16 protein-coding genes are annotated in these 15,408 nt (G+C 68.1%); 9 read left to right on the plus strand and 7 right to left on the minus strand.

Annotated elements, in window-relative coordinates:
- Positions 1-5: 5 nt before the first annotated feature.
- The 3 genes from KME79_RS00525 to KME79_RS00535 all read right to left on the minus strand — a co-directional run bounded on the left by KME79_RS00525 (position 6) and on the right by KME79_RS00535 (position 1,885).
- A complete protein-coding gene (locus KME79_RS00525; RefSeq protein WP_219542823.1) occupies positions 6-380 on the minus strand; it encodes a hypothetical protein in 375 nt (124 codons plus the stop codon).
- Positions 373-771 (minus strand): YbaB/EbfC family nucleoid-associated protein, encoded by a 399-nt coding sequence (locus tag KME79_RS00530; protein WP_219542824.1) that lies wholly within the window; start codon positions 769-771, stop codon positions 373-375. Before KME79_RS00530 ends, KME79_RS00525 begins: the two co-directional genes overlap by 8 nt.
- A gap of 94 nt (positions 772-865) precedes the next feature.
- Positions 866-1,885, minus strand: a complete 1,020-nt coding sequence (locus tag KME79_RS00535; protein WP_219542825.1) for a LacI family DNA-binding transcriptional regulator — start codon at positions 1,883-1,885, stop codon at positions 866-868.
- A 346-nt stretch (positions 1,886-2,231) separates the two neighbouring features.
- Here KME79_RS00535 and KME79_RS00540 point away from each other — a divergent pair, with 346 nt between their 5' ends.
- The 7 genes from KME79_RS00540 (at position 2,232) to KME79_RS00570 (ending at position 11,017) form a co-directional block, all read left to right on the plus strand.
- Positions 2,232-3,989 (plus strand): ABC transporter substrate-binding protein, encoded by a 1,758-nt coding sequence (locus KME79_RS00540; RefSeq protein ID WP_219542826.1) that lies wholly within the window; start codon positions 2,232-2,234, stop codon positions 3,987-3,989.
- A gap of 64 nt (positions 3,990-4,053) precedes the next feature.
- Positions 4,054-5,049 (plus strand): ABC transporter permease, encoded by a 996-nt coding sequence (locus KME79_RS00545; RefSeq protein ID WP_148035514.1) that lies wholly within the window; start codon positions 4,054-4,056, stop codon positions 5,047-5,049.
- Positions 5,046-5,930 (plus strand): ABC transporter permease, encoded by an 885-nt coding sequence (locus KME79_RS00550; RefSeq protein WP_219542827.1) that lies wholly within the window; start codon positions 5,046-5,048, stop codon positions 5,928-5,930. Before KME79_RS00545 ends, KME79_RS00550 begins: the two co-directional genes overlap by 4 nt.
- Positions 5,927-6,868 carry an ABC transporter ATP-binding protein gene (locus KME79_RS00555; protein ID WP_219542828.1) on the plus strand — a complete coding sequence of 314 codons (942 nt, stop codon included), beginning with the start codon at positions 5,927-5,929 and terminating at the stop codon, positions 6,866-6,868. The genes KME79_RS00550 and KME79_RS00555 overlap by 4 nt, the downstream gene beginning before the upstream one ends.
- Positions 6,868-7,743, plus strand: a complete 876-nt coding sequence (locus tag KME79_RS00560; RefSeq protein WP_219542829.1) for an ATP-binding cassette domain-containing protein — start codon at positions 6,868-6,870, stop codon at positions 7,741-7,743. Before KME79_RS00555 ends, KME79_RS00560 begins: the two co-directional genes overlap by 1 nt.
- Before the next feature lie 11 nt (positions 7,744-7,754).
- Positions 7,755-10,157: a glycoside hydrolase family 2 protein gene (locus KME79_RS00565; protein ID WP_219542830.1), complete on the plus strand. Its 2,403-nt coding sequence runs from the start codon at positions 7,755-7,757 to the stop codon at positions 10,155-10,157.
- 266 nt (positions 10,158-10,423) lie between these two features.
- Complete coding sequence (locus KME79_RS00570) at positions 10,424-11,017, plus strand: hypothetical protein (RefSeq protein ID WP_219542831.1); 594 nt, start codon at positions 10,424-10,426, stop codon at positions 11,015-11,017.
- 81 nt (positions 11,018-11,098) lie between these two features.
- Here the strand turns inward: KME79_RS00570 and KME79_RS00575 are convergent, their stop codons facing one another.
- From KME79_RS00575 to KME79_RS00585, 3 genes are read right to left on the minus strand one after another with little or no spacing between them, the layout of a single operon-like run.
- Complete coding sequence (locus tag KME79_RS00575) at positions 11,099-11,299, minus strand: RDD family protein (protein WP_219542832.1); 201 nt, start codon at positions 11,297-11,299, stop codon at positions 11,099-11,101.
- Positions 11,300-11,304: 5 nt separating this feature from the next.
- On the minus strand, positions 11,305-12,069 hold the full coding sequence (locus KME79_RS00580; protein WP_219542833.1) for a PP2C family protein-serine/threonine phosphatase: 765 nt from the start codon (positions 12,067-12,069) through the stop codon (positions 11,305-11,307).
- 6 nt (positions 12,070-12,075) lie between these two features.
- Complete coding sequence (locus KME79_RS00585; RefSeq protein WP_219542834.1) at positions 12,076-12,900, minus strand: GntR family transcriptional regulator; 825 nt, start codon at positions 12,898-12,900, stop codon at positions 12,076-12,078.
- A gap of 538 nt (positions 12,901-13,438) precedes the next feature.
- Between KME79_RS00585 and KME79_RS00590 the strand changes: the two genes are divergently transcribed.
- Together KME79_RS00590 and KME79_RS00595 are read left to right on the plus strand one after the other, a co-directional pair.
- On the plus strand, positions 13,439-13,699 hold the full coding sequence (locus tag KME79_RS00590) for a hypothetical protein (RefSeq protein WP_219542835.1): 261 nt from the start codon (positions 13,439-13,441) through the stop codon (positions 13,697-13,699).
- Positions 13,700-13,713: 14 nt separating this feature from the next.
- The gene (locus tag KME79_RS00595) at positions 13,714-14,145 is read left to right on the plus strand and encodes an ATP-binding protein (RefSeq protein ID WP_308248726.1); all 432 of its coding nucleotides are present in this window, start codon (positions 13,714-13,716) and stop codon (positions 14,143-14,145) included.
- A 278-nt stretch (positions 14,146-14,423) separates the two neighbouring features.
- Here KME79_RS00595 and KME79_RS46780 read toward each other — a convergent pair whose 3' ends face one another.
- A complete protein-coding gene (locus KME79_RS46780; RefSeq protein ID WP_219542836.1) occupies positions 14,424-15,398 on the minus strand; it encodes an RDD family protein in 975 nt (324 codons plus the stop codon).
- Positions 15,399-15,408 lie beyond the last annotated feature (10 nt).

The following is a 15,408-nucleotide window of genomic DNA, read 5'->3' on the forward strand; positions in this document are numbered from 1 at the left end:
AAGGCTCACCAGCCCTGCCGGTGAGCCGGATCGTCGTAGGCGCTGTCGTCCATGGACAGATCCGGCACGCCTCCGGGGCCCCACGGGTCCTCGGCTTCCTCGTAGACCCTGGAGTTGTCCCGCAACCCGTCGCGCAGGTACTCGACCTCGTAGATGTAGTCCGTGAAGGCGCCCAGGACCGCAGTCTCGATCTTGACGCGGTTCTTCTCCAGTTCGGCGCCGTACTGGTCGTCCCCCAGCGGGTTGCCCTCCTCGTAGAAGGTCCTGGACAGCGCGTCGTGCAGCTCCCACAGGTGCTGGGCGCTGGAGCCGGCCTGCCGTGAACGCGTCCGCAGGCCCTCGAAGACGGCCTGGTAGCCCTGCGGGGCGGCGCTACCCACGCCCGTCCTCCGGCGGCAGCTTCAAGGGCTGGGGCAGGAACGACTCGATGCTCGCTCCCTCGCCGAAGACGTCCTCCAGAGGCAGGCCTTCCGGGACGAAGGGCGCCATGAGCTCCTTCGTCCGGTCGGTCACCTGCTGCGTGGCGGCGCCTATCTGTTCCATGATCGCGCGGGAGAGCTGTGACGGGGAGAGCTTGCGGTAGACCCGGGGATCGAGCTTGATGGCCTCCACCTGGCCTCGCGGTCCCACTGTCACGCTCACCATGCCGTCGCGGGACTCGGCGGTCACCGTCAGCTCGGACAGCTTCTCGTAGGCTTCGCGCAGCCGGAGCGCCTGCTCGTTGTACTCCTTGGCCAACGCTTCGATGGTCAGCCGGAACTCCTCACTCAAGCAGCGCTCCCTTGTCCCAAACGCACCACTCAGCACAGCCGTAATAGGACGATAACGGATCTCCGTCTTCCTCGGCGCAAAAAGCCGATCTTCGTCACGGGGCCGGGGGAGGGGCGGTGCTGCCGCGGGGGACGAGGCGGGGGGCCTGGTCGCGGATGGCCTCGACCTCCTGCCCCTCGATCAGTGACAGCAGCGCCCGCGCCGCGTGCGCCCCGTAGGCCGGGATGTCGCGGGTGAGCGCGCTGAGGGCGGGCCGGACGATCCGGGAGAGCGGCGAGTCGTCCCAGGCCACGATCGACAGGTCGGCCGGCACCCGGAGCCGCAGCTCGTCGGCCGCGGACATGCCCGCGACCGCCATGATGTCGTTGTCGTACATGATGGCCGTCGGGCGGGTGGCGGCGCTCATCAGCCGGCGGGTGGCGTGGGCGCCCTCCTCGCCGGTGTAGTCGGTGTGCATGATCGTGTGCCACTCCAGCCCGAGCTCCCGGCAGGCGGCGGTGAACGCCTGGTCGCGCAGGACGGTGTGGACGAGGTCGGGCAGCCCGGCGACGCGGGCGACGCGGCTGTGGCCGAGGGCGTGCAGATACTCGACCGTCTCGCGGACGGCGGCGGCGTCGTCGGCCCAGACGGGGGTGAGCGCGCCGGCCTCCGACGGGTCGCCGAGGACGACGGCGGGCATGCCGAGCTCGTGCAGCGCCGTGACGCGGGGGTCGGAGAAGCGCAGGTCGACGAGGATGGCGCCGTCGACGCGGCCCTCGCCCCACCAGCGCCGGTAGACCTCGGTCTCCTGCTCGGGGGCGGTGACGACCTGGAGCATGAGGGCGTAGGAGCGGGCGGACAGCTCGGTCTCGATGCCGCTGATCAGCTCCATGAAGAACGGCTCGACGCCGAGGATGCGGGCGGGGCGGCACAGGGTGAGCCCGACGGAGCGGGCCTGAGCGCCGTTGAGCGCGCGGGCGGCGCTGTTGGGCCGCCAGCCGATCTCCTCGGCGATGGCCTTGATCGCCGCGCGCTTCGCGGGCGACACGCCGGGGCGGTCGTTGAGCGCGTAGGAGACGGCCACTTTGGAGACCCCCGCCCTGCGCGCGATGTCGGCGATCGTTGGTCGCTTCACCGAGCCCCCTGGATATGAACCGGTTAGTCAGGTACGTGAACGCACCTTACTACCGGCGAGAAGGGCGCGCACCTGCGAAACCGTCGTTGGGAGCGCTCCCTCGGCTTAACCGGTCCTCCGAACGGTGCATCTCAAACTCGTTACGACCCTTGACGCGATCGTCGCGCCGATTTTACCGTCGCGGTACTTATCCGGTTCAGCGACAAGCCGTCCGCGACATTTCGGGAGCGCTCCCACAAGGCAGCAGCGGACGGCCGTGCGGCGGCGTATGTCCCGGGCCGCCCAACGTTCGGGGGTTGGACAGACGGTCGACCTCCGCCGACAAGGCGGGGGAAGGAGAGCACAGATGCAGACCCGGGCGCGGATTCTCATACCGCTCCTCGCGGCGGGCCTGGCCGCAGCCGCCTGTACCGGTGGCGGCGGCACCGCCGCACCGACACCCGCGACCTCCCAGGCGGGCAGCCCGCCCGCCCAGGGCAACGCCGGCGCGCTGCCCCGCAACGAGACGCTGTACACGACCGGCACCCAGTGGGGCCCGCCGGCCAACTTCAACCCGATCCGCGAGTGGGACTCCGCCACCGGGACCAAGGGCCTGGTGTACGAGACGCTCTTCCACTACGACCCGAACGCGGGCAAACTCGTCCCCTGGATCGCCGAGAGCGGCAGCTGGACGGACGACAAGACGTACGAGGCCAAGATCCGCCAGGGCGTCACCTGGGCCGACGGCAAGCCGCTGACCGCCAAGGACGTCGCCTTCTCCTACGGCCTCGGCAAGATGGAGACCGTCCCGTTCCACAACATGTGGGACTGGCTGGAGAACGTGGAGGCGGTCGACGACCAGACGGTCCGCTTCTCCTTCTCCGAGGCCAACTACCAGGAGTGGGACTTCAACCTCTACAGCCGCGTGATCGTCCCCGAGCACGTGTGGAGCGGCCGCTCCGAGGAGGACGTGCTCAACGGCGTCAACGAGAACCCGGTGGGCAGCGGCGCCTACAAGTACCAGAGCCACGACCAGGACCGCGTGGTCTGGGTCAAGCGTGACGACTGGTGGGGCAAGACCGCGCTCGGCATGGAGCCCAAGCCCAAGTACATCGTGGACGTGGCCAACCCGAGCAACGAGGTCGCCATGGGCATGCTGCTGCAGAAGGGCCTGGACCTCAGCAACAACTTCATGCCCGGCGTGGCGAACCTGATCAACGGCAACTTCGGCATCACCTCGTACTACGACGAGCCGCCGTACATGCTGTCCGCCAACACCGCCTGGCTGGTGCCCAACACCACCAAGAAGCCGATGGACGACCCCGCCTTCCGCAAGGCGCTGGCCACCTCGGTCGACGTCAAGAAGATCGTCGAGGGCGTCTACGGCAACCTGGTCAAGGCGGCCAGCCCGACCGGCCTGCTGCCGCAGTGGGACCAGTTCGTCGACCAGGCCGTGGTGAGCTCCGACGGCTTCACGTTCAACACCGACGAGGCCAAGAAGATGCTGGCCGACGCCGGATACCGCGACCGCGACGGCGACGGGCTGGTGGAGAACAAGGACGGCTCCAAGATCAGCCTGACCATCGAGGTGCCCACCGGCTGGACCGACTGGATGGAGGCGGCCCGGGTCATCTCCAGCAGCGGCAAGGCGGCCGGCATCGAGATCACCCCCGAGTTCCCCGACTTCAACGCCCTGGTGGAGAAGCGCGGCAAGGGCAACTTCGACCTGGTCATCAACAACGAGCGCCAGCTGTCCAGCAGCCCGTGGACCTACTACGACTACATGTTCCAGCTCCCGATCCGGAAGGTGCAGAACACCACCAACTTCGGGCGCTACGAGAACAAGGAGGCCTGGGAGCTGGTCCAGCAGCTCGACAAGGTCAAGACGGACGACGTCGAGGGGATGAAGGAGGTCATCTCCAAGATCCAGAAGATCCACATGGACGACATGCCGATCATCCCGCTCTGGTACAACGGCCTGTGGGCCCAGGCCAGCAACGCGACCTGGAAGAACTGGCCCTCCGCGGCGGAAGGCGCCCCCAAGCACGCGCCCGCGATGTGGCGCAACTGGATGGAGCTCGGCGGCTTCGAGACGCTGACGCAGCTCCAGCCGGCGGCCGGCTGACCTGACACAACGGCGCCCCCTCCGCCTGTCCTCAGGGCGGAGGGGGTCCCTTGGGGAGATCTTCGTGCGCCAATACTTCGGCAGGAAACTGTTCATCTACGGCCTGACCTTCGTGGCCGCCGTCACGGTCAACTGGGTGATCCCGCGCTTCATGCCCGGTGACCCGGTCGCGAGCATGCTGGCCAGGGCCCGGGTCTCGCAGCCCGAGGCCGTCGAGGCGATGCGGGTCTACTACACCAACCTCTTCGGCTTCGACGAGCCGATCTGGCAGCAGTACCTGAACTTCTGGGGCGCGCTCTTCCGGGGCGACTTCGGCATCAGCATCTACGTCTTCCCGGTGCCGGTGACCGACCTGATCATGGGCGCTGTCCCGTACACGCTGGGGTTGATGATCCCGGCGGTGCTGCTCAGCTACTGGGTGGGCAACCGGTTCGGCGCGTTCGCCGCGCGCAGGAAGCTGCTGGACAACACCGTGCTGCCGGTCGGCTACGTCCTGACCGCGACCCCGTACATGTGGCTGGCCGTGCTGCTGGCCTGGGGGTTCGGCGTGGTGGCCGGATGGTTCCCGATCGCCGGCGGCTACAGCTTCTCGCTCACGCCGAGCTGGTCCTGGACGTTCTTCGTGGACCTGCTGCACCACTGGGCGCTGCCGTTCCTGTCGCTGTTCCTGGTGGCGCTCGGCGGGTGGGCGATCGGCATGCGCAACATGATCATCTATGAGCTGGAGTCGGACTACTCCAACTACCTGGCGGCGCTCGGCGCGCCGGCCAAGCTGATCCGCCGCTACGCCTACCGCAACGCGATCCTGCCCCAGATCACCGGCCTGGCGCTGCAGCTCGGCGTGCTGGTCGCGGGCGCGCTGGTCACCGAGATCGTCTTCTCCTATCCGGGGATCGGCAGCCTGATACTCAAGGCGATCCAGAACCAGGACTTCTTCCTGTTGCAGGGCTCGTTCATGTTCATCGTCATCGGGGTGCTGGTGGCCAACTTCATCATCGACATCGTGTACGTGCTCATCGACCCACGCACGCGCACCGGGATGGCGGGAGCGCAGGCATGACCGCGACGACGGCACTGCCCACCGAGGAGCGCGTGGTGCGCCGCGAGGCGCTCTACTTCGCCGTACGGAACCCGAAACTGGTCATCGGCTTCTCCATCGTGCTCGTGCTCGCGCTGACCGGCCTGTTCGGGCCGGTCATCCTGGGCGTGGACGCGCCCAACGAGTACGTGGCGATGCCGATGCTGCCGCCGACGTCGGAGTACTGGTTCGGGACGACCACGCAGGGCCAGGACGTCTTCGTCCAGTTCGTGTACGGGCTGCGGACCACGATCCTGGCCGGCGCGATCGGCGGCGGCATCGCGGCCGTGATCGCCATGGTGATCGGGTTCGTCGCCGGTTACCGGGGCGGGATGGTGGACGAGGTGCTCAACATGCTCACCAACATCGTGCTGGTCATCCCGACCCTCGCCGTGCTGCTGATCATCAACGCCTACCTGGGCATCCGCAGCGTCGGCATGCAGGCGCTGCTCATCGGCCTCACCTCCTGGCCGTGGGCGGCGCGGGCGATCCGGGCCCAGACGTTCTCGCTGCGGTCCAGGGACTTCGTCGACCTGGCCAGGCTGAGCGGGGTCGGCACGCCCAGGATCATCGCGCGGGAGATCGCGCCGAACATGAGCTCCTACCTGTTCATGACGTTCATCCTGCTGTTCGGCAGCTCGGTGCTGATCGCCGCCTCGCTGGACTTCATCGGGCTCGGGCCCACGGAGGGCGTCTCGCTCGGGCTGATGCTGCAGAACGCGACCCAGTGGAGCGCGCTCCAGCTCGGCCTCTGGTGGTGGTTCGTGCCGCCGGGCGCGGCCATCACCGCCGTCGTCGGCGCCCTGTACGTGGCGAACGTCGGTCTGGACGAGGTCTTCAACCCGAAGTTGAGGGAAACATGAGTCTGCGGGTCAGCGAGCTGAGGGTGCACTACAAGACACTCAGAGGCGATGTGAAGGCGCTCGACGGGGTCTCCTTCACCATGGACGACGGGGAGATCCTCGGCCTGGCGGGCGAGTCCGGCTGCGGCAAGACGACGCTGGGCAAGAGCCTCATCCGCATGGACGGCCGGATGCGCCACGTCGGCGGCACCGTCGAGCTGGACGGCCGTGAGCTGCCGATCGGCGACGACCGGGCGATGAACGACTACCGCTTCCACGAGATCTCGCTCATCCCGCAGTACTCGATGAGCGCCATGAACCCGACCCGCCGGATCGGCAGGATGGTGACCGAGCTGCTCCGCTCGCGCGGCGTGACGCTCGACAGGAAGGAGCTGGAGAGCCGGATCGGCATGGTGGGGCTGCCGCGCGAGGTGCTCGACCGCTACCCGATCGAGCTGTCCGGCGGCCAGAAGCAGCGCATGGTCATGGTCATCTCCACGCTGCTCGACCCGGCGCTGCTGATCGCCGACGAGATCACCTCCGCGCTCGACGTGTCCACCCAGAAGGCGGTGGCCAAGGCGCTGCTCGGCTTCCGCGACGGCGGCTACGTCAAGAGCATGATCTTCATCACCCACGACCTGGCGCTGACCTCGCACATCGCCGACACGGTCATGGTGATGTACGCGGGCAAGCTGGCGGAGAAGGCGCCGTCGGAGAAACTGATCAAGGCGCCGAAGCACCCGTACACGAAGCTGCTGATCAACTCGCTGCCGGAGATCGGCGTCCGCTACGAGGAACGCAAGCTGGCCGGCATCCCCGGCAGCCCGCCGTCGCTGCTCAACCCGCCGCAGGGCTGCCGCTTCCGCGACCGCTGCCCGCTGGCCGGCGACGAGTGCGCCGAGGAGCCGCCGGTGAACGAGATCGAGCCCAACCACTTCGTCGCGTGCTGGAAGGCCTGATGCTGAAAGTCGAGAACGTCACCAAGGTCTACAAGGTCGGGACCTTCGGCGGGCGGACGCTGACGGCCGTGGACGCGGTGAGCTTCGAGGTGCGGCCCGGCGAGGTCGTCTCCCTCATCGGGGAGAGCGGCAGCGGGAAGAGCACGATCGGCAAGATGATCCTCGGCCTGATCCCGATGACCGGCGGGACGATCACCGTCGACGGCGTGCCCGTCAAGCCGGGCCGGGACTACTACCGGTCCGTCCAGGGCGTCTTCCAGGACCCGTTCAGCTGCTACAACCCGGTCTTCAAGGCCGACCGGGTGTTCCAGCTGATCAAGGACAGCTACTACCCGTCGGTCCCCGGCAAGGAGTGGACCGAACGGGTCCACTCGGCCATCGAGGACGTGCGGCTCAACCCGCGCGAGGTGCTCGGCAAGTTCCCCCACCAGCTCAGCGGCGGCCAGCTCCAGCGCCTGCTGATCGCCAGGGCGCTGCTGCTCGACCTGAAGCTGCTGATCGCCGACGAGATCACCAGCATGCTCGACGCCTCCACCCGCATCGACGTGCTCAACCTGCTCGCCGAGCTCAAGGGCCGCGGGCTGAGCGTGCTGTACGTGACGCACGACCTGTCGCTCGGCCACTACCTGGCCGAGCGCACGGTCGTGCTGCGCAGCGGCGCGGTCGTCGAGATGGGGCTGACGCACAAGGTGTTCGACGACCCCCTGCACCCCTACACCAGGCAGCTCCTGTCGTCCGTCCCCCGGCTGCACGCCCCGTGGGAGGACGCCCCGCCGGTGGAGACCTGCCTGTATCACGAGCGCGGCGCGACCGGCGGCCTGTACGAGGCCGAGCCCGGTCACTTCGTGGCCTGCGCCAAGCTCGACGACTGCTGAAGGAGAACCACGTGAGCTCGTACCGACCGCTGCACGACGGCTGGGTCCTGTCGGGCGCATCGGGGGACGTGCCCGCCACGGTGCCTGCCACGGTGCCCGCCACTGTGCCCGCCACGGTGCCCGGTTGCGTGCACACCGATCTGCTCGCCGCCGGTCTCATCGACGACCCGTACCTGGACGACAACGAGAACCGGCTGGCCTGGATCGGCCGCACCGCGTGGACGTACACCACCGTGTTCTCCTGGTCGGGCGACGAGCACGAGCGCACGGACCTGGTGTGCGACGGGCTGGACACGGTGGCGGAGATCACCCTGAACGGGGTGCGCGTCGGTGCCACCGCCAACCAGCACCGCTCCTACCGGTTCCCGGTGCGGCACCTGCTGCGCGAGGGCGAGAACACGCTCACCGTCTCCTTCGGCTCGGCGCTGGAGTACGCCGAGGAGCGGCGGGCCGCGCTCGGGTTCCGCCCCGGCGCTTACGAGGCGCCGTACGCGTTCATCCGCAAGATGGCCTGCAACTTCGGCTGGGACTGGGGGCCCGCCCTGGTCACGGCCGGCATCTGGCGCCCGATCGGGCTGGAGAGCTGGACCGGCGCCCGCCTGGCCTCGGTCCGCCCGCTCGCCACCGTCGCCGCCGACGGCTCGGGCCGGGTGGACGTGCACGTGAGCGTCGAACGAGCCACCGAGGCGCCGCTCACTCTGGTCGCCGAGGTGGCCGGGGTCTCGGCGGAGGTGCGGCTCGCCGCCGGTCAGCGGACCGCCGTCGTGCCGCTGACCGTGCCCTCGCCCAGGCTGTGGTGGCCTCGCGGGTACGGGGAGCAGCACCGTTACGAGCTGGCCGTGCGGCTCGGGGAGTCGTCGTGGGCCGGGAAGATCGGGTTCCGGACGGTCGAGCTGGAACGGGAGGCGTTCAGGCTCGTCGTCAACGGCACGCCGGTGTTCGCCCGCGGCGTCAACTGGATCCCCGACGACTGCTTCCCGTCCAGGATCACCCGCGACCGGCTCGCCGCCCGCTTCGGCCAGGCCGTCGGCGCGGGCGTCAACCTGCTGCGCGTATGGGGCGGGGGCCTGTACGAGAGCGAGGACTTCTACGACCTGGCCGACGAGCTCGGGCTGCTGGTGTGGCAGGACTTCCCGTTCGCCTGCGCGGCCTACCCGGAGGAGGAGCCGTTCCGGTCGGAGGTGGCCGCCGAGGCGCGCGAGCACGTGACCAGGCTCGCCCCGCACCCCAGCCTGGTGCTGTGGTGCGGCAACAACGAGAACCTGGAGGGGCACGCCGACTGGGGCTGGCAGGACGAGCTGGCGGGCCGGAGCTGGGGCGGCGGCTTCTACCACGACCTGCTGCCGTCGATCGTGGCCGAGCTGGACCCGACCCGCCCGTACGTCCCGGGCAGCCCGTTCTCGGCCGACCCCGCCGCTCCGCCGCAGGACCCGTCCACCGGCACCATCCACATCTGGGACGTCTGGAACCGCGAGGACTACCGCCACTACGCGACCTACACGCCCCGGTTCGTGGCCGAGTTCGGCTTCCAGGGGCCGCCCGCGTACGCCACGCTCCGCCGCGCCGTCTCCGGGGAGCTGGCCGCCGACGCCCCGCTGGTGCTGCACCACCAGAAGGCCGACGACGGCAACGGCAAGCTGCTGCGCGGCCTCGGCGACCACCTGCCCGCGCCGGATTCGTTCGACGACTGGCACTACCTGACCCAGCTCAACCAGGCCCGCGCCATCACCTTCGGCGTCGAGCGGTTCCGCGCGCTGGCGCCGTACTGCATGGGCACGATCGTCTGGCAGCTCAACGACTGCTGGCCGGTCACCTCCTGGGCGGCGGTCGACGGTGACGGCAGGCGCAAACCGTTGTGGTACGCGCTGCGCCGCCTTTACGCCGACCGGCTGCTCACCGTGCAGGGCGACGAGGTGGCCGTGGTCAACGACTCCGGTACGGCGTGGCAGGGCTCACTACTGGTCACTCGCCTCGGGCTGGACGGGGAACCGCTGGCCAAGGACGTCCTGGAGGTCTCGGCGGAACCCCGGTCGGTGGCGCGGGCGCCGCTCCCGCCTTCGGTCGCCACCCCCGACGACCCTTCCCGCGAACTCCTCTCGGTCCGCCTCGGCGACTCGCGCACCCTGTCCTTCTTCGCCGAGGACCCGGCCGTGGCCTTCCCTCCGGCGTCCTACGACGCTTCCGCCGACCGGGTGGACGGCGGCTACCGCGTGACGGTCACCGCCCGCACGATCCTCCGCGACCTGGCCCTCTTCCCGGACCGCCTGGACCCCGACGCGTCGGTGGACACCATGCTGGTCACCCTCCTGCCGGGGGAGAGCGCCACCTTCCACGTCACCACCGGCGCAACCCTGGACCCCTCGGCACTCACCACCCACCCCGTCCTACGCTGCGTCAACGACGGCCGCGACTGAGCCGGCGGTATTCCCGCTGGATGACATGCCATATCCCCCGGATTTGCGTACTCAAATGAAAAAGGAGTTCGCCGAAGGTGGGATGCGTGCTGCCCGCTATTGCTGGCGTATGTGGATAACGTGGCGGAAGAGAACTCCTGATAGCCATTCGACAAGACTCGGCAGAATCTATCGAAGAGAGGACTTCCCGAACCTCTAGTGAGCGCCGATAGTAAGGAGTGCCGATCTTCGGCTGCTGATTCCTGGAGACAGAAGGAAGGAACTTCGTGACCAGTTACGATGAGGTCAAAGCCAGGCTTGATTCCGATATGCAATCCCTGGAAATGCTTGCGCGGGCAGGAGAAGAGCTCAAGGTCTTCTTCAACGAGGACGACTGGGACGAGAGCGTAATCGGCGTCATTCACAACTACCCATACGGTCTTCAAGAGTGGCGTGATCGCCTGTCTCTGGTATATGCCCAGGTAACGAAACGAGAGTCTGAAGAGCTGCAGCCCGCAGCGGTAAGCCCGTTGGAGAAGCTCGAAGATGTTCTGAGACGCATAGCGGCCGGCCAGGAAGAGGTCGCGAAGCGCATGGCGGCCACTCAGGAAGAGGTCTCGAAGCACCTGGGGAGCGCTCACGAAGAGATCGCGAAGAACTTGGCGGTCGTCCACGAACAGACGACGCGCTTCATGAGCACTCAAGAAACTGCGATACAAGAAACCGCGCAGGGCTTCCGCGAGCTTGCTGTACACATCCAGGATGCCGTATCGTCCGTAAAATCGGAGGAATATGGCAGCCCTGCTCCTGTGCAACCCCCGGATCAGCCTGATGCATCGCCGACGGACGATCCGCCGGAGAAAGGCTTCTGGAAAAGTTAGATCGCTCTATCGCTTTTTGTTTCGACGGGCTTGAGGACTGGACCTGCTCGACGTTCCCGAATGTCAGGCCGCAGCGCTGCGTCAACGAGCCGTGACCGAGGTTCCCAGCAAGCGGTCGTGCAGCGCCCGCCCGTCCCGGTCCACGAATGACCAGAGCGCGTCGGCGGCCAGCCACAACAATCCGTAGACCGGCCACAGCACGGCGACAGGGAAGAGCAGATGTTCGCCAACCTCGGCCCGGTCACCGCCGCCCCCGAACTCCGCGATGTCTTTCGCCGGCACGCTGGTTATGTTGGGTCCGACGTGGAGGGCGGCAGTCTGTCGGCCTCCACCACCAGATCGTCGCCGCCGCTGCGTACGTCCATGACGAGCACGGTGATGTTGTCCGGCCCGCCACTCTCCAGAGCCAGCGCGACCAGCCGCTCGGCCGCGTCGCCCGGATCAGTGGTCGAGTCCAGGACAGCCCGCATGACCCCGGTGGGCACGACGCCGCTCAAGCCGTCCGAGCACAGCACATACCGATCTCCCGAGTGGAGCTGTCGCCGGCTCAGGTCGGGGGAGCGCCCGTCGGCGCGGCCGTCGAGAAATCGTGCGATCTTCTCAGGCAGATGGGGCACGTCGGCCGCGTCCGCCACAAGATTGCCGTAGGTGTGATCTTCGCTGATCTGGGTCAGGTCGCCATCTCGCAGCACGTATGCCCGCGAGTCGCCGATGTTGGCCACGATTGCGGTCGTCCCGGACCAGAGCATGGCCACCAGGGTGGTGCCCATGGTCGCGGCGTCCGGGTCGATCTCGATCCTGTTGCGCAGCGCCAGACTCGCGGAGTGGATCGCCTGCCCGAGTACGTCAGGGAGATCCGGCGGCGAGTGCACGCGGTCATACGGTTTCAGGGTGTCGATCACCGTGGAGCTGGCCACGTCGCCGGCCGCGTGCCCGCCGAGGCCGTCGGCGACCGCGAACAGGTTTTGACCTGCGTATACGGCGTCCTCGTTGTGGCGGCGTACGAGCCCGATGTGTGTCCGGGCGGACGCTTCAACGGTGAGGCGGCTCATGGGCGTTCACCTGTCGGTCTCGATCTGGTCGGGGCTTCGGATGTCGGGCCACGGGGATTGCGCGGACTCGTCTCGGTGCAGCACGTGCACGGTTTCTACCCGGTCGCTGGCGACGATGTACTCGGTGACCTCGATCGGTTTGCCGTCCGCTCCGGATGTGCCTACGCGCACGATCTCCAGGACGGGCAGGCTGATCGGGATCTCCAGCAGGCGTGCCTCGTCGGGGGTCGGGGTGCGTGCCCGGTGGAACTCGGTCCAACTGATCGGCCAGTGGCCGGCCTTCTCCAGTAGGTACAGCCAGTGGCCTGGGCCGGGGTCCTCGGACGCCGTCTCGGGGGCGTCGGTCACTCCCCGCGGATGTATCCACGAGATGTTGATCTGAAAGGGCGGCTCGGACTCGGGCCCGGTGACCCGGAACCGGCGCATGACAGGTGTGTCCGGTTCGACGCCCAGCAGCTTGGCGATCCTCGGGTCGGTCAGTGGTTCGTGGCCTGCCAAGGGGGTGATGTGGTGCTTCCACTTCTCCTGGCCGGAGGCCGAGGGGAAGGAGTAACCGGCGCTGGGGGTGGCCCTGTTGCGCTTCACCAGGTTCCCGCGCGGTCTGCGAAGGCGCATCATCCCGTGCCGGACGATGATGCCCCGGCCCTGCACGGCCCACAACACGCCTTGAGACTCCAGCGCGGCGATGGCTCGGCCGATGGTGTCGCGATTCGCGTCATACTCGGCCGCGAGATCGTTGAGTCGCGGAAGGCGGGAGCCCGGCTCCCATTCGCCGGCCTCGACCCTGCGTCTGATCTCCGCTGCGATGTCCAGATAGCGCGAGTGCTGCATGCTTCCTCCCTTTCGAAGATTGTCCCCGATCAATCCTTGACACGACTCCCTCTCGCGCCCACTATGGTCCCAGACAGTCCAAGGATTGTCCCCGGACATTACGTCGTACAAGGAGACAGTAGACGTAAGCAGTGGCGTTGCGCGCCACCAGCCCAAACAAAGCAAGACGGCCCCCGGTGCTGGAACACCGGAGGCCGCCGAATCAGGTCACTCCTCGCGAAAAGAGATCCACCTGATGCCGCTCATCATCGCATTGCGCTCGCCCAGCGTGAACACCAAGCCGCGCCAGCCGCTCGATATGTCGGCTCCGCTATCAGCGGCACCTTCGTCTGCACCAGATCGGCAACCCGCAGCGTCCGTGCGTCCCTGACCTCTCGGATCGGGACGAGAGTAATTCCGGCCTCGGTCGGGTCGTCATTGAACTTGCACAGTGTGCAGTCTGCCTTGGCTGCAGTGGTCGGGCTGGATCGGCTCCGCGCATGAAGGGCGGTTGGATCAAATGCGACGCAAACGAAGAGAGAACGATCTGGAGCGTTCCATGCCGACTCGTGAGCAGGTGCAGTTCCACTACCTGACGCAGCTCGCGTGGGGCCTGGCGAGGCGCGGCCTGGCCGTTTCGGTGCAGTTGCCACGACGCGACGAGCCGTGCGTCGCGGTCCAGCGGATGTCGGGGCCGTTGCTCGTACGGGCTTCTCTGCGGGGCGAGCAGTGGGTCTTCTCGTGGGGACGAGGACGCGACCGGTGCGTGGACGCGCGGGACGAGGGCGCGTGCGAGCGAGTGTGGGAGGTGGCCCAGTGAAAGAACAGGCACTGGTGGACCTGACGATCCCGGGGAACGCGGCTTGGGTCTGCCTGGTCCGCCGCTGGGTGGCCGACGCCCTGATGGTGGCGGGGCATCGCGATGTGGACGATGCCCGGCTTGTCGCGAGTGAGCTGGCGGGGAACGCCGTGCTGCATACCGTGTCGGGGCGGCCGGGCGGGCTGGTGAGGGTGAAGGTCTTCGGGGTTACCGACGTGCTGGCCAGGATCGAGGTGATCGACGAGGGCGCGGCGACGGTTCCTCGTTCTCGCCGGTCCGGTGACGACGAGTGTGGTGGTCGTGGTCTGTGGCTGGTTGAGCAGACCGCGATCAGGTGGGGGACCCGGTCCGTGTCGCAACGGTGGAACCTGGTGTGGGCCGAGGTTTCCACGCTGGGCGTGCTCCCGATGCCTGAGTTCGAGGACGCGGAAGAGGTTCTGACGTGACTCGTGACTTTCACGGTCCTCACGCCGCTGCTGGTGGGTTCGATGCTGAGTCGATCGATTGGCGTGATCCGTTGCCTCGCTTCGGCCGGGTCCGGGTCCTGCGGCACACCTGTGAGTGCCGGGCGCGGGTCTACGAGTTCTGCGCTGCGGCCGGGCTCGCCTGGATACGCCAGACCCACCGCTCGCCGACCGTCATGGTCGTCAAGGAGAGCCGTCCGACCTCGTACAGGGAGGCCGGAGACTTGTGGGAGAAGCTGCTCTCCGGCGAGGCCGAGGGCTCACGGTACGGGCGGCCTCAGGGTGGCCGGATGCCCCCTGGTGAATGTGACTGAAGTGCCCAGCAGGCGGTCGTGCAGCATCCGGCCGTCCCGGTCCGCGAACGACCAGAGCGCGTCGGTGGCCAGCCAGAGCACCCCGACCTCGGGCCACAGCACGGCGACGGGGAAGAGCAGCGTCCGCAGCACCGCCTTCCCCGGCCCGGCGCCCTCCACCCGGAGCCCGAGGAGCCGTTTGCCGACGGTCGTGCCGCGCGGGATCCACACGTACAGGAACAGCAGCGCCACCACGGCCAGATCCGTGCCCACCGGCAGCTTCCCGGACTCCAGCTGGGAGAGCAGCCCCCCGAGACCGGTGAAGCGGCTCTCGGAGAGCAGCGGCATCACCAGGCCGAGCGCCGCGCAGAAGATCACGTAGTCGGCCAGCAGCGCCGCCGCCCTGAGCCCGGTCCCTTCAGGGACAGGGCCGGGACGGCGCGGCATGCCGAGCGAGGCGGCCAGCACCAGCAGGGCCGCGAGCAGGTAGCAGACCTGGTCACGCCCCCAGCAGTCGGCCATGGCCACGAACCACTCCGGGCTGAGAACCGTCAGCGAGAAATCCGGCGCGGTGACCGGCCCCGCCGCCGCCACCGCCACCAGCCCCCACGCGACCCGCCGCCCCACCGCCTCGGGATCCCCCTGTCGCAGGCAGCCCAGGAACCCGGCCAGCACCAGCACCGCCGGGAGCGCATACCAGTAGGCGACTTCCGCGACCGCGCCGAGGTCGCCGACCAGCGGCGACAGCACCGGCGTCGGCTTCGAACCGCTGTAGAGGCGGACCATGCCGTAGACGTCGCCGTGCTCCTCGAAATCCTCCAGCCCGGCCCACTCCAGCGTTTGCAGCGGTTCCGGCGCCGACCACTCCTCCCACAACCACCACGTGGGCAGGAGAGCGATGAGGACGGCGGCTGCCCAGGCGGCACGGGATAACGGAAGCACGACCGCAAAC

Origin of the sequence: Nonomuraea harbinensis (genome assembly GCF_019396385.1) — a bacterium.
Taxonomy (GTDB): domain Bacteria; phylum Actinomycetota; class Actinomycetes; order Streptosporangiales; family Streptosporangiaceae; genus Nonomuraea; species Nonomuraea ferruginea.